A 12,564-nucleotide genomic window follows, 5' to 3' on the forward strand; every position below is an offset into this window, starting at 1 on the left:
TGAAAAAATCGACAATTTTTCGAATTCACCTTTTCCCCGTAATTTGTTATAGTTATATTTGTATGATTTTTGAAATTGGAGGAATGGAACCTTGGAACGTGAACTCGCACTAGAAATTGTCCGTGTAACAGAAGCAGCAGCATTAGCATCCGCACAGTGGATGGGCCGCGGAAAGAAAAACGAAGCAGATGATGCAGCAACTACAGCAATGCGTGATATGTTCGATTCAGTAAACATGGCAGGTACAGTTGTAATTGGTGAAGGAGAACTTGATGAAGCACCGATGTTATATATTGGTGAAGAACTAGGAACAGGTAACGGTCCAGAAGTAGATATCGCCGTTGACCCATTAGAAGGTACAAACATCGTTGCAAAAGGTCTTGCAAATGCAATGGCAGTTATCGCAATCGCAGATAAAGGAAACCTTCTTCATGCTCCTGATATGTACATGGAAAAAATCGCGGTTGGTCCAAAAGCAGCTGGTAAAATTAGCTTAGATGATCCAATTGAAAAAACAATTGAAATTGTAGCGGAAGCTAACAATAAAAAGATTCGCGATCTAACAGTTATCGTTCAAGAACGTGAACGTCATCAAGATATTATTGATCGTGTTCGTGCAAAAGGTGCACGCGTAAAATTATTTGGTGACGGTGATGTTGGTGCGTCAATCGCAACAGCACTACCTGGAACTGGTATTGATTTATTCGTAGGTATTGGCGGAGCTCCAGAAGGCGTTATTTCTGCAGCAGCATTAAAATGCCTTGAAGGTGAAATGCAAGCTCGCTTAGTTCCAATGAACGAAGAAGAAGAAGCTCGTTGTCGTGAAATGGGATTAGAAGATCCTCGTCAACTTCTTATGTTAGACGATTTAGTATCTGGTGATGATGCAATCTTCTCAGCAACTGGCGTATCTGCTGGTGAGTTATTAGACGGCGTGAAATTCCTAGGCGGAGATTTAGCTGAAACATACTCTATCGTAATGCGTTACAAAACAAGAACAGTACGATTCATTAAAACGCATCACCATTTAGATCATAAGCCACACTTAAACTTAGATATTTAATAAAAGGAGCCATGTGTATGGAAGAACGTTTCTTTCTGTACGACGACACTGTCGCTACAAAAACTCGTTTCGTTAGCTTTATGGGAGAAAATGAGCGTCACGATTTAGCGCTACTATACTCCGATCGTCATTACGGTAAAACAATTGTCCTTGATATGCAGCGCAATAAATTTGCAATCATCGGCGCTGACGATTTAAACGAACCAGGCTACTTAGAGCACGCATTTTCTATGACTGAAGAAATTGCAGAAGAATTACGCTCATTTTTATTTGAACTTATATAATTTATCTTAGGCACCAGCTTTTTAGCTGGTGTTTTTTCGCTTTAAGTATTTTTAATTTTCAAACCTTTATGTTATAATGAAGAATAAATCTATTTGGATAGAAAGGACGTTATCTACGTATGCCAACATTTACTTTGTAATGGACCAGCAATTGGATAGCATTACTCTCAAAAAAGCACCACGCTTTTTCAAGGGAGTAGTCTGCCCATTCCCATTACAAAGGAGCGTAACGCATCTGTAGTATGATGTTTACGGAGGTTCCTCTTTGGGGAACCTCCTTTTATTTTTATCTATTTCTCCTGTCTTCATACTACAAGACATCCAAATAGCTGTATTACGTTCCTTTACCACTACTATAAGAGGTGAAGGAAAATGCAGAAAGTACAACTTTCTTGGAGTTTATATGAAAACGAGCAAAACACAATCGAAAAGTATTGTAAAAATTGCAGACGCACTACCCTATTTACTGACACAAATATTCGTAGGCATAACGCCAACGGAAAAAATATATATCGTTTTGCCATTTATAAATGTCCGAAAGATCATACGTGGAACCAAAAGCTTCGTATTTATAAATCATTTACTGATCATGTGGAAACAATCGATATGACGCAACAAGATCAAACAGAAACAACTACTACCATTTCCATTACACAGCATAAAGAAAGTGGCATAGCCGAAATCACGATTGTATTAGACCTCGTTTTCGGTTCCCACCGAATGGATAAAGCCTTATCCACATATATTTCCGACTGGAGCCGTACACTCATTGTGGATAAAATTAAAAACGGGGATATTCAATTGAACGGACAACAAATGAAACCAAATACAATACTTTCTGAAGGCGATCATATCTCGATTTGTTTATAATGCAAAAAATCCTCTTACAATCGTAAGAGGATTTTTTTACTTCTTCACTTTTCGTAATACGAAGTGTGCACAACCGAAGTTACAGTACTCGTATAAATACTCCGATAACGTACTAATTTTCGTATCATATGTCGCACGCTGGTTACTATCATCAAAGAATCCGCGCAATCTAAGTTGCTCATAACCCCAGTCCCCAACGATGTAATCATATTTATTTAAAATTTCTGCATAGCGCTCTTTAAATGCTTCTTCACTAAAACCGTCACGAAAGTTTTTAATTACTTCGTACTGAACATTATTAATGCTCACCGTAGCATGAATCTCTTGCTTTTGCTCCATCATTAACTTCCTCTCTAAGCATTCTTCTTTTTATCGTATCACAAAGCATACCAACCAACAATTTCAAATACAAAAATTTGCAAATTAGTGCATGCTATGGAGAAGGAGGTGATACATCGTGAAAAAACAAATTATGCTCTCTCTCCTCACTCTTTCCTTATTTGCAGGCTGCCAAACAAATAAAGCCGAAATGGAACGTGAAGAAGGAAGTCGTGTTCTTGTTTCCAATAAAAACGACATGTATCATACGGAAAATACAAATACACGATTAACGAGAGTCGGCTATTCATCTAAACAAAAGCATGAAGTGTCTAATAAACAAGTAGGAGCCATTAACCGTGAGAAAGTTGCTGAAATGATTACAAGCATGACAGTCAAACTCCCTGACGTTACAAACGCTGCTACACTCGTTACCGATGATGAAGTATTTGTTGTATACCGTGCAAACACAACAGATCCAAAACTCGTAGCGGATCAAGTATATAGAGCTGCTTTGTCCATCGTCCCTCGCTATTATAAAGCATATGTATCAACAGACCAAAAGTTGATTTCTCAAATTCAAGGCCTTCAATCTGGTGCCTTAAATGATACAGAATATACACAGAGCCTCGATATGTTAAAACGTGAAATGAGTAAAAATCCTCATTTGAACAATACGGGGGATCAGACTTTGAATGATATGATAAAAAAATAAAGAAGGTGGAGAAAACCTCCATCTTCTTTATTTTTAACTATTTATTACGATCCGCATAAACCTCCATCGCATCACACATAAACTGTGCTAATCCTTCACCAAACTTATCGATATTTTTCGTGAAGCGCTCATCAGCCACGTACATTTGACCAAGTCCTTTAAAAGCATCTAATGAATATTCACCGAAGTTTTGCAAGTAATTGTACCATACTCCAATTGCTTCTTGTGCCTCTTTAGAATCTGGTGCGCCGTGTCTAAGCGTCGCTAAGTTTCTGTAAATCGTATTAAACTCTTCTTGGTTTTCTTTAGACATACCTTTCGCATATTCATTCGCTTTATCTACAGCTGCGTCTCCCCATCTTTCACGCGCTTCTTCTTCGTACGGATTATGGCTGAAATCGAAGCCTTCAAATTTCTCTTTATTCGTCATTTCAATCTCTCCTTTTGTATACTGAATTGTTTTATCAATCGTCGCAATCACTTTATCTAACCTAGCCCGCTTTTCAAGAAGCATTTTCTTATGAAGCTGCAATGCTTCTTCCCGGTCAAATGATGGACTCATGATAATTTCTTTAATTTTCTTCAAAGGGAAGCCTAATTCTTTAAAAAATAAAATTTGCTGCAGCGTCTCTAAATTTTCATTGGAATACAGGCGATATCCAGACTCTGTCGTCTCATCTGGGGTTAACAACCCAATTTCATCGTAATGATGCAGTGTGCGCACACTAATTCCAACTAAATTAGCTACTTCTTTTACCTTCATTGCCATGTGTATCTCCCCCTTAATACATACGATAAAGTATGACGCAACGTTAGAGTCAATAAGTAAATTCATTTTCTTTATAAAATATTTCATGCATAATAGATATGTACATATATTAGAAAGCGGTGAAAATATGGTTTCAAATACTGTAATTGCCAGCATCATCTTTCAACTCATTGTCTCGATTCTGGTCCCAATTATTGTACTCGTTTATTTCCGTAAAAAATATAATATAAATTGGAAAGTAGTCGGCGTTGGTGTTCTTATCTTTATCGGATTTACCCAAATTCTCGAAACACCATTCCACCTATTTATGCGCGGTAATCCAGCAATCGCTCCAATTTTAGAAAATCCATTTGTCTTCGCACTTTATGGCGGACTCACTGCTGGTATTTTTGAAGAATTAGGACGCTTTGTTGCCTTCTTCTTCTTACTAAAAAAATATCAAGAATATAAAGATGGCTTCGCTTACGGAATTGGTCACGGCGGCATTGAATCCATTTTAGTTGGCGGATTCTCTGCATTCCAAGCACTTATATTTGCGAATTCAATTAACAACGGTAGCTTCGCCCAGATGGTCGAAAAAATGCCAGAACTAAGCCGCCTACAGGACATGTTAATTCAGCAACCTGCCTACTTATATTTCCTTGGCAGCTTAGAAAGAATTATGGCACTCGTGCTGCAAATCGCCTTTACAATGCTTGTTTTATACGCAGTAAAACAGAAGAAGTATATCTTCCTTGTGTACGCTATACTATTCCACGCACTTGTAGACTTCTTCGCGGCACTTTACCAAACGAAAACAATTAACATCTTTGTTGCAGAAGGAATCACCCTTCTCTTCACAATTGGCGCTATCATTCTTATTCGTAAAATGAAAGAGAAATTAATGAGTGTGCCAAAGTAAAAATAACCCGCCTGTTGGTGGGTTATTTTTTATAAAGATTATCATAGCGATGATAACTTTTACCGCTTTGCAGCTCCTTCTTTGTTTCTGCATCTATCACGATGTACTTTTGTAACTCTTCTACTTCATTTTGAGAAAAGGAAGCGAAAAAATAAACTTGGCAATCAGGGTGAATGAAAGAATCTTGAAGCACCACTTCACCCCGACAACCCGCGGCTGTTTTTTGTAGAAAGGAAAATTCTTCGTCGGGTACTTCTTTAAATAAAATCTTTTTCCGAACACTATACGCTGCATTTTTGTATTCTTTATAAATTTTCTTATCTAACTGTTCGTAAAACACATCCCCACTTACAAATGACTTATTTCGATTGCTCGGATAATCTAACTTTTGATTGGATTGTGCATATGTTGTGGACATTTGCGTAAGAAAACAAATCATGAATACGAGACATATCATTTTTTTCATACTGGCACCTCATTTTTCATTATCCACATTATTTTTCCACATCTATAAATCACTATGCCGTTTCCAATAAAGTGAAACTTTAATCAGCCCTCACCAATCGGACTTTTATGGGCAGCCCGACCCCCACCTAACTTCTTTGCTTGCGCTGAATTTTGAGGTGGGGGTCTTACTGCCCATTAAAGCGGGATAAAAAGGAATTTTTTCCGCATTCGTCGAAGTATATAGCGTCAACTTGAAAAATGGGGATGAATTATGAAGAAAATTATTGTCATACGACATTGTTCAGCAACTGGCCAAGAACGTCATGCCGAATTAACGACCGATGGAAAAAAACAAGCAAACACCCTTGCTACATTCCTTTTAGAAAACCAACTACAAATAGACCATATTATTTCAAGCCCATTTGTGCGAGCTATCGATTCTATTCGGCCCTATGCACTCCAAGCTAATTTGTCTATCCAAGAAGATGAACGATTAGCTGAACGCATATTAAGCGACATTCCAATGGACGATTGGATGCAAAAACTAGAATCTACTTTTACAAATATAGATATTGCCTTTTCAGGCGGAGAGTCAACAAAACAAGCAACGGACCGTGCTATATCGCTTATCGAAGACGTTTTAAAATTAAACCATACTACAATATTACTCGTTACACACGGAAACTTACTTACGCTCATTTTAAAGCACTTTGATCATACGATCGGCTTTCATGAATGGAGAGCTTTAACGAATCCTGATATGTACGAAATTACAATTGATGAACAATGTAGCCTAAAACGATTATGGAAAGCACCGTCCAAGTAATATCTCTTTCCAACACATTCAGTTGACGCCACGAGAAGAAACTGTACTAATAATAGAAAGGGGTATCACTCCATATGTACGAAGATGTACTTGCTTTACTACATAAAACAAATGTTTCTTATGAAAAATTCGAACACGAACCGGTACTCGATTATGAGACAGATCGGATCGTACGCGAGAGGCTTGGCTTACAAGGTACTCCAAGTAAAAGCTTATTTTTAAAATCAAAGGCTGGAGATTATTACGTATTTTTCACGTTAGAGGGCACAAGGCTTAACCGCGGAGAGATGAAAGAACTAACAGGAGAACGCTTATCTCTCTGTTCCGCTGATGAACTGCGAGACAAAACTGGTTGTACGCCAGGATGTGTAGCTCCTTTCGGGTATTCACACGATGTAACAATTATTGTGGATAACGCTATTTATACGTACGATAAAATTTTAATTACACCTGGTGTACCTGAATTTACAATTGAATTATCCACAGAAGAATTAAAAAAGATTTTATTAACATGTTCAAATACTGTTTTAGAGTACAAACAAAAAGAGAGCTAATCATTAGCTCCCTTTTTTCATTATTTTGCTTCTGCTGTGTTTTCTTTTGCAGAACGAACTTGCTCGTCCGCATGGTAAGAAGAACGCACAAGTGGGCCAGCTTCACAGTGGCTAAAGCCTTTGCTAAGTGCAATTTCTTTTAGCTCTGCAAATTCCGCTGGTGGGTAATATTTAAGAACTGGTAAATGCTTCTTAGATGGTTGTAGGTATTGTCCAAGAGTTAAAATATCCACATTGTTTGCACGTAAGTCATCCATTGCTTCAATTAAATCTTCTCTCGTTTCACCTAAGCCCACCATAATGCTCGATTTAGTTGGAATATCAGGCTGCATTTCTTTTGCTCGACGTAAAAACTCTAATGAACGATCATATTTTGCTCTAGCGCGAACTCGGTCAGATAATCGACGTACTGTTTCAATGTTATGGTTTAAAATATCTGGTTTTGCATCCATTAACATTTTTAAGTTTTCTTCTACTCCACCCATATCAGATGGCAATACTTCGATTGACGTAAATGGATTTTTACGACGTACAGCGCGTACTGTTTCAGCAAAAACAGCTGCTCCACCATCTTTTAAATCATCACGTGCAACCGCTGTTATAACAACGTGCTTTAAGCCCATTTGTACTACAGAATCTGCTACGCGTTCTGGCTCTTGTAAATCAAGCTCAGTTGGTAAGCCTGTTTTAACCGCACAAAAACGACAAGCACGTGTACAAACCGCACCTAAAATCATAAATGTTGCTGTTTTTCTTACAGCCCAGCATTCATGAATATTCGGACATTTTGCTTCCTCACAAACTGTATGAAGATTTTTAGAACGCATCATTTTCTTTAAGCCTGTATAGTTTTCATTCGTGTTTAACTTAATTTTCAACCATTCGGGCTTGCGCTTATATTCTGTTTGTTTTGTCATGGTTATCAACTCCGCACAATATGAAATAGTTTACCGTGTTCGCTTCTTTCAATGTAACATATCTATTCTAACGTATGAAAGCGATTTGCTCAAATGAAGATTCTAAGATTTTTTCCAATCGTTCCCTATAATGAAATACTCCGTATATCCCACACTAAAAAGAGTGATGATGTGAAAGGAGTCTATTTCATGCTTCGAAAAATTTCTCTTTTGCTTTCGATTTGCTTTCTTCTCCACCAAAACATCGCTTACGGTGAAGATAATCAGCAAAGCATATATGAAAAGCGCATGGCACTATATAAAGAAACCGAGCAATCTTCAGGCATTCCGTGGTATTACTTAGCTGCAATGGATCAATATGAAAGAAATATACGGAGCGTAAGAAAAGATATTCCGAAAAAACCAGATGCCATCATCTCCCTCTATTTCAAACCAGAAATATGGGCTGGACCTGTTAATGGTAACGACACTCTTCCCCATACAATTGCTCTATTTGGCGGGTTAGGTTTAGATGGTGACAAAGATGGATTTGCAAATGCAAATAACGACCGTGATCTTTTGCATACAGCAGCAACGATTTTAAAGAAACAAGGAACGTCAGAAGAACGCATTAAAATCATGCTCTGGGAATATTATAGACGTGCAAAAACAGTTGATTTAATTACCGAATACGCCCAAATTTATAAACATTACGGACGTATTAATTTAGAAGGAAATGCGTTCCCTCTTCCGATTCGCAGTGACCATAGCTACCGTAGTACTTTTGGCGCTGGAAGAAGTTTTGGGGGAAGAAGGGTTCATGAAGGAACCGATATATTCGCAGGCTATGGCGTACCAGTAAGATCCACTTGCTATGGCATTATTGAAACAAAAGGCTGGAACCGCCTTGGCGGATGGCGTATCGGTATTCGTGACCTTCATAACAATTATCATTATTACGCTCACTTAGGCGGATTCTCAAAAGAAATACAGCTTGGACAAATTGTCGAGCCTGGAAAAGTAATCGGATTTGTTGGTAGCACCGGTTACGGCCCTCCCGGCACAGCTGGAAAATTCCCGCCCCACCTACATTTCGGCATGTATAAAGACAATGGTTATACAGAATGGGCTTTCGACCCCTACATGCACTTAAGTCTTTGGGAGCGAAAAGAACGCGCGAATACAAAACGATAACCGTAGCACATTGCTACGGTTATTTTTTATTTACAGTCTAACTATCCGCTTTCTTTTTATCAGGTACAACAACACTTCCGCTTCCATAATACGTAGGCACTTCCCCTTGAACGATACGCGTCGCAATCGGAACATCTTGTTTTACTTTTATTTCCTTCGTATGAAATGGAATAATGACTTGCAACGTTACTTCCATCTCCATAATAATTTGAATCGCTGTCGTATTGATTCCGTGCGGCTCAATTTTTTGTTTAATATCCGTATTTACATGACCAATCGTTGTGAAATCAATTGGAATGTCGGGTCCGATATTTCCAAGAAGCGCATTATTTGTTACACGGCCAAACGGAACTGCCATCGTTGCCCCATTTTTTTCAGAAATACCTAGTCCCTTCAAATTCCCTTCTTCTACTTGCTGTAAATACTTTTCTATGTATGTGGTCGTTGACGTTACGATTTCATTTACTTGCTTCGTATTTAAATTAATTGTGGACACTTTCCCGTTTTTATCATTTTGTACTTTCATTAATGAATCGACATCGAATCCCTCATCGATCCTATCTTTTACCGCCTTCGTCATAACCGCTGTCGCCATTTTATGTGTCTCTACTTCTCCATATTTCATTAATGTCGGCTGAATGCTGCTATTCACAATCCATAATCCTTGCACGAGTAATATGACAAAAAGAATAAACGACATAAGCAGTATGTGCCGAAAGGAAATAGGTCCCCTTCGAAACCGCGAATTTTTCGAACGAAATATACTCATACAAAACCCTCCTTCTTATATCATTTCTATGCAAGAAGGAGGGACGATATATGCTTATCTCATTTTTAATAATGCTTCTTTTCCGATTGTGCCAGCCGTAATACCTAAAGCTTCAGCTTCAATCGTTACTGATTCTAGCGGCGCTTCAAGAAGTTGTTCAATCGTTCTTACACCAACCGCGCGGCCGGCAATAATACCTCGATCCCCTAACTTCTCATTTAAAAGACCTACATCTAATGCACCGCACATAATATATCCTTTATCGCTCATTACAGCTAGCAAATTTGTCTTTGGAAGTTTGACGCTAACCGCAATAAACGTATAATTATCGATTATAATTGGCTCCACATTAACCATAGTTCACACTCCTCTCTTTCTTATCTGTATGACAAGAGAAAAATGAGTGTTACAAGTTAACTAGCCTATAGTTTGACGGAAGATGTATAAGTTATTAACATGTCTGTTAACACATCTCTAAGTAGTTCTGGCATATAATATTGTTTGTTAGAAAGTGTGGATAGCTCTGGGTATAAGTAGCCGAATGTAAACATATCAATCGTTCCTACTGTATATATACGATCTAATTCCAGCGATTCCCCGTTAATTAATACATCTTCGAGTAAAATTTTATTCCCGGGAATCGTATCTGGAATGACTTCTACACCAGCGTAAATCATTTTCCCCATTACTTTCCCCCGAAATCCAAACCCTTTTACCTCAAGGTTCTCCATATTCGGGCGACGTGCTTTCAAGATCACTTCTCGTAACGTTTTCCCCGGCACTTTTAATAGGCATGGATTAATTGGATGTGGACAAATTCTGTGAATATCTCCGCGCGTCACAACGCCTTCTTCTAATCCTTCAAGAAGTACACCGGCGTTTACCATGCCAATCTCTGCACCGCACCACGTTTTCAACGCATTTGCTAACATGTGCGAAAATGCTGTCTCATGAAACCAATCAACCGGTAATGATTCCTTTAAATGAACGACAGGCTCTTCCATAATATGTTTACTTTCTTCCTGCAGCGCCTCAATTGTGGATAATGGTTTGTTATAAGCACCTAAACGTTCAGTCTTAATCGCTCTACCATCCTTTTTCAACAGCTTCTTCGTCTCTTTATCCACAGTAAGCTGAACGTGCCCAACGTAACGTCCCCACTTTTCACAACAACAAAGTAACGTATTATTCATAAGAACACCACGCTCAAATAAATGATGCGTATGTGCCCCTAAAATAACATCTATATCATAATGTTCCGCCATATGCTCATCCATACTTTTTCCAAGGTGAGAAAGGACAACCGTTATATGAGCCTCATCTCTCACTTCTTCTAAAATAGACTCTAAATGCTCGATTGGATCTTCAATATGCCAAGCTAACATTTGATAAAACTCTGGATACGCAACCGTTAATCCGATAAAAGCAATCGTAATCCCATCTGTCGTTGTATGTAATTTATAAGGCTTTGCCCACTCTGGACGTACCCCTTCTTTTTCAAATAAATTCGCGACAAGCACCTCAAATCCAGCATCATCATATAGACGATTCAAATGCTCCTTCGCTAACGTAATTCCTTCATTGTTTCCGATCGTTACATAATCATATAACGCCTCATTTAAAAGCTTCGTATTGCCAAGCCCATTCGTCGCTTCCGAAATACTATGAAAACGATCCACATGATCGCCGATATCTACAGTCAAAACAGTCTCTCCCGCTTCCTGTCTTCGCTTTTTCTCTCCTTGTACAAACCGAGAAATTTGCGGCCAATTTTCAAAATGACTATGTATATCGTTTGTATGATAAAAGTGGATAATTGTTTCTTTATTTATATTCAGAGAAAAAACCTCCTCTCAGTTCCTTACTGCCATTTACGCTATGCGTACGCAATAATCCTGTAAATACTTTTCGTCTTTTCTTGCTATTTTACATTGTACTCGCATTGTGAGAAAAAGCAAAAGATTGCCCTTTTCATATGAGAAACTTTCTTTTTTTAGTTGTTGGGTTAGTTGGTGGAACGGGTATGAAACGAAAATTTTATCGCATCACTACGAGCGGAAAGAAAATGTTAGAAGAAAAACTAACAGCGTGGGATTCAGTTACAGCTCTTATTAAAACTTGTCAGAAAGGAGCTTTAAATTAATGACGATTGAAGAATACATAAAGAGTATTGTTCAAAAAACAAACCTATCACAATCCGATAGAGACGAACTATACTTCGAAATTTACGATCATCTCACAAGCTTAAAACAAGAATTTCTCGATCAAGGAAAATGTGAAGAAGAAGCTACTACATTAGCCATTCAAAATTTTGGAGAAGCCTCTACTGTAGGAACTGAAATTGAAAAAGCGATGCAATCTTCTACGCAAAAATATGTACAGTGGATTGGCTGGGGATTATTTTTACCGTATTCGTTTGTTTTATTATTTAAACTGTTGCTCGGGAGGTCAGCCTTTTACTTTGGTAATGTGAAGTACTTCTTTGAAACAGGTGACTGGCATTCTATACACGGTGGGTTAATAAACTTAATTCCACTCAAAAGTACAATCAGCTATTTAAGTGGATTCGATACTACCCATTTACTAGATCCTTATAATATAGAGATCGTACTTATGAATACACTAGGAAACGTCATCATATTCATCCCATTCGGATTCCTTCTACCTTTATTATTTAAACAAATAAACAATGTAAAAATGGCATCAAAAATTTTCATTAAGTTTATTTTATTAATTGAATCGTTACAACTCCTTACTTTTACTGGTGTTTTCGATATTGATGACATCATATTGAATATGCTAGGTGCTTTAATCGGGTATGGTTCTTTTGTTGGGATGAAGTATATTGGGGAGCGTATTAAGTCTGTGGATAAGGTGGATACGATTTAATTAAGAGATAACCAATAATATCTTCAACTAACTTGCTTTGAACATTTATTTTTTACAGTTCCTTTGAAA

The 12,564-nt window shown here is 37.9% G+C and carries 16 protein-coding genes and 1 pseudogene; 10 read left to right on the top strand and 7 right to left on the bottom strand.

Going from position 1 to position 12,564, the window contains the following annotated elements; genetic code table 11:
- The first annotated feature begins 91 nt into the window (after positions 1-91).
- From glpX to ACTFSI_RS22655, 3 genes are all read left to right on the top strand, one after another.
- Complete coding sequence (gene glpX, locus ACTFSI_RS22645; RefSeq protein ID WP_000439090.1) at positions 92-1,063, top strand: class II fructose-bisphosphatase; 972 nt, start codon at positions 92-94, stop codon at positions 1,061-1,063.
- 17 nt (positions 1,064-1,080) lie between these two features.
- Positions 1,081-1,347: a DUF3055 domain-containing protein gene (locus ACTFSI_RS22650; RefSeq protein WP_000392606.1), complete on the top strand. Its 267-nt coding sequence runs from the start codon at positions 1,081-1,083 to the stop codon at positions 1,345-1,347.
- 372 nt (positions 1,348-1,719) lie between these two features.
- A complete protein-coding gene (locus ACTFSI_RS22655) occupies positions 1,720-2,217 on the top strand; it encodes a cytoplasmic protein (protein ID WP_440045653.1) in 498 nt (165 codons plus the stop codon).
- 36 nt (positions 2,218-2,253) lie between these two features.
- On the opposite strand, the gene ACTFSI_RS22660 is transcribed toward ACTFSI_RS22655, so the two are convergent.
- Positions 2,254-2,556, bottom strand: a complete 303-nt coding sequence (locus ACTFSI_RS22660; RefSeq protein WP_000435941.1) for a YutD family protein — start codon at positions 2,554-2,556, stop codon at positions 2,254-2,256.
- Positions 2,557-2,674: 118 nt separating this feature from the next.
- Here ACTFSI_RS22660 and ACTFSI_RS22665 point away from each other — a divergent pair, with 118 nt between their 5' ends.
- On the top strand, positions 2,675-3,250 hold the full coding sequence (locus ACTFSI_RS22665) for a YhcN/YlaJ family sporulation lipoprotein (protein ID WP_000744209.1): 576 nt from the start codon (positions 2,675-2,677) through the stop codon (positions 3,248-3,250).
- A gap of 37 nt (positions 3,251-3,287) precedes the next feature.
- Here the strand turns inward: ACTFSI_RS22665 and ACTFSI_RS22670 are convergent, their stop codons facing one another.
- Positions 3,288-4,019, bottom strand: coding sequence for a MerR family transcriptional regulator (locus tag ACTFSI_RS22670; RefSeq protein WP_138320821.1), 732 nt, complete (start codon positions 4,017-4,019; stop codon positions 3,288-3,290).
- Between the two features lie 85 nt (positions 4,020-4,104).
- Here ACTFSI_RS22670 and ACTFSI_RS22675 point away from each other — a divergent pair, with 85 nt between their 5' ends.
- Positions 4,105-4,920, top strand: coding sequence for a YhfC family intramembrane metalloprotease (locus ACTFSI_RS22675; RefSeq protein ID WP_002163480.1), 816 nt, complete (start codon positions 4,105-4,107; stop codon positions 4,918-4,920).
- A gap of 22 nt (positions 4,921-4,942) precedes the next feature.
- On the opposite strand, the gene ACTFSI_RS22680 is transcribed toward ACTFSI_RS22675, so the two are convergent.
- Complete coding sequence (locus ACTFSI_RS22680; protein ID WP_138320819.1) at positions 4,943-5,386, bottom strand: hypothetical protein; 444 nt, start codon at positions 5,384-5,386, stop codon at positions 4,943-4,945.
- Between the two features lie 252 nt (positions 5,387-5,638).
- Between ACTFSI_RS22680 and ACTFSI_RS22685 the strand changes: the two genes are divergently transcribed.
- Positions 5,639-6,193: a histidine phosphatase family protein gene (locus ACTFSI_RS22685; protein ID WP_000721042.1), complete on the top strand. Its 555-nt coding sequence runs from the start codon at positions 5,639-5,641 to the stop codon at positions 6,191-6,193.
- A 74-nt stretch (positions 6,194-6,267) separates the two neighbouring features.
- The gene (locus ACTFSI_RS22690) at positions 6,268-6,747 is read left to right on the top strand and encodes a YbaK/EbsC family protein (RefSeq protein WP_000272743.1); all 480 of its coding nucleotides are present in this window, start codon (positions 6,268-6,270) and stop codon (positions 6,745-6,747) included.
- Positions 6,748-6,767: 20 nt separating this feature from the next.
- Here ACTFSI_RS22690 and lipA read toward each other — a convergent pair whose 3' ends face one another.
- Complete coding sequence (gene lipA / locus ACTFSI_RS22695; protein ID WP_000166370.1) at positions 6,768-7,664, bottom strand: lipoyl synthase; 897 nt, start codon at positions 7,662-7,664, stop codon at positions 6,768-6,770.
- 189 nt (positions 7,665-7,853) lie between these two features.
- Here lipA and ACTFSI_RS22700 point away from each other — a divergent pair, with 189 nt between their 5' ends.
- The gene (locus ACTFSI_RS22700; protein WP_000944673.1) at positions 7,854-8,837 is read left to right on the top strand and encodes a M23 family metallopeptidase; all 984 of its coding nucleotides are present in this window, start codon (positions 7,854-7,856) and stop codon (positions 8,835-8,837) included.
- 37 nt (positions 8,838-8,874) lie between these two features.
- On the opposite strand, the gene yunB is transcribed toward ACTFSI_RS22700, so the two are convergent.
- From yunB to ACTFSI_RS22715, 3 genes are all read right to left on the bottom strand, one after another.
- Positions 8,875-9,606 (bottom strand): sporulation protein YunB, encoded by a 732-nt coding sequence (gene yunB / locus ACTFSI_RS22705; RefSeq protein ID WP_197225365.1) that lies wholly within the window; start codon positions 9,604-9,606, stop codon positions 8,875-8,877.
- A 54-nt stretch (positions 9,607-9,660) separates the two neighbouring features.
- Positions 9,661-9,963, bottom strand: coding sequence for a YunC family protein (locus tag ACTFSI_RS22710; protein WP_000248463.1), 303 nt, complete (start codon positions 9,961-9,963; stop codon positions 9,661-9,663).
- A 65-nt stretch (positions 9,964-10,028) separates the two neighbouring features.
- Complete coding sequence (locus tag ACTFSI_RS22715; protein ID WP_440045660.1) at positions 10,029-11,444, bottom strand: bifunctional metallophosphatase/5'-nucleotidase; 1,416 nt, start codon at positions 11,442-11,444, stop codon at positions 10,029-10,031.
- A gap of 179 nt (positions 11,445-11,623) precedes the next feature.
- Here ACTFSI_RS22715 and ACTFSI_RS22720 point away from each other — a divergent pair.
- Both ACTFSI_RS22720 and ACTFSI_RS22725 read left to right on the top strand, forming a co-directional pair.
- Positions 11,624-11,749 (top strand): annotated as a pseudogene (locus tag ACTFSI_RS22720) (PadR family transcriptional regulator); the annotation flags it as partial.
- The gene (locus ACTFSI_RS22725; RefSeq protein ID WP_440045654.1) at positions 11,749-12,495 is read left to right on the top strand and encodes a VanZ family protein; all 747 of its coding nucleotides are present in this window, start codon (positions 11,749-11,751) and stop codon (positions 12,493-12,495) included. The pseudogene ACTFSI_RS22720 and the gene ACTFSI_RS22725, both read left to right, overlap by 1 nt.
- Positions 12,496-12,564 lie beyond the last annotated feature (69 nt).

This window comes from Bacillus cereus group sp. MYBK101-2, assembly GCF_051918845.1.
GTDB classification, from domain to species: domain Bacteria; phylum Bacillota; class Bacilli; order Bacillales; family Bacillaceae_G; genus Bacillus_A; species Bacillus_A paranthracis.

Excerpts from the sequence above, each read along its gene's own strand:
- ACTFSI_RS22725 (WP_440045654.1), top strand. The coding sequence starts at position 11,749 with ATGACGATTGAAGAATACATAAAGAGTATTGTTCAAAAAACAAACCTA.
- ACTFSI_RS22675 (WP_002163480.1), top strand. The coding sequence starts at position 4,105 with ATGCATAATAGATATGTACATATATTAGAAAGCGGTGAAAATATGGTT.
- yunB (WP_197225365.1), bottom strand. The coding sequence starts at position 9,606 with ATGAGTATATTTCGTTCGAAAAATTCGCGGTTTCGAAGGGGACCTATT.
- ACTFSI_RS22710 (WP_000248463.1), bottom strand. The coding sequence starts at position 9,963 with ATGGTTAATGTGGAGCCAATTATAATCGATAATTATACGTTTATTGCG.
- ACTFSI_RS22650 (WP_000392606.1), top strand. The coding sequence starts at position 1,081 with ATGGAAGAACGTTTCTTTCTGTACGACGACACTGTCGCTACAAAAACT.
- lipA (WP_000166370.1), bottom strand. The coding sequence starts at position 7,664 with ATGACAAAACAAACAGAATATAAGCGCAAGCCCGAATGGTTGAAAATT.
- ACTFSI_RS22700 (WP_000944673.1), top strand. The coding sequence starts at position 7,854 with ATGCTTCGAAAAATTTCTCTTTTGCTTTCGATTTGCTTTCTTCTCCAC.
- ACTFSI_RS22690 (WP_000272743.1), top strand. The coding sequence starts at position 6,268 with ATGTACGAAGATGTACTTGCTTTACTACATAAAACAAATGTTTCTTAT.
- ACTFSI_RS22655 (WP_440045653.1), top strand. The coding sequence starts at position 1,720 with ATGCAGAAAGTACAACTTTCTTGGAGTTTATATGAAAACGAGCAAAAC.
- ACTFSI_RS22680 (WP_138320819.1), bottom strand. The coding sequence starts at position 5,386 with ATGAAAAAAATGATATGTCTCGTATTCATGATTTGTTTTCTTACGCAA.
- ACTFSI_RS22660 (WP_000435941.1), bottom strand. The coding sequence starts at position 2,556 with ATGGAGCAAAAGCAAGAGATTCATGCTACGGTGAGCATTAATAATGTT.
- ACTFSI_RS22670 (WP_138320821.1), bottom strand. The coding sequence starts at position 4,019 with ATGGCAATGAAGGTAAAAGAAGTAGCTAATTTAGTTGGAATTAGTGTG.
- ACTFSI_RS22685 (WP_000721042.1), top strand. The coding sequence starts at position 5,639 with ATGAAGAAAATTATTGTCATACGACATTGTTCAGCAACTGGCCAAGAA.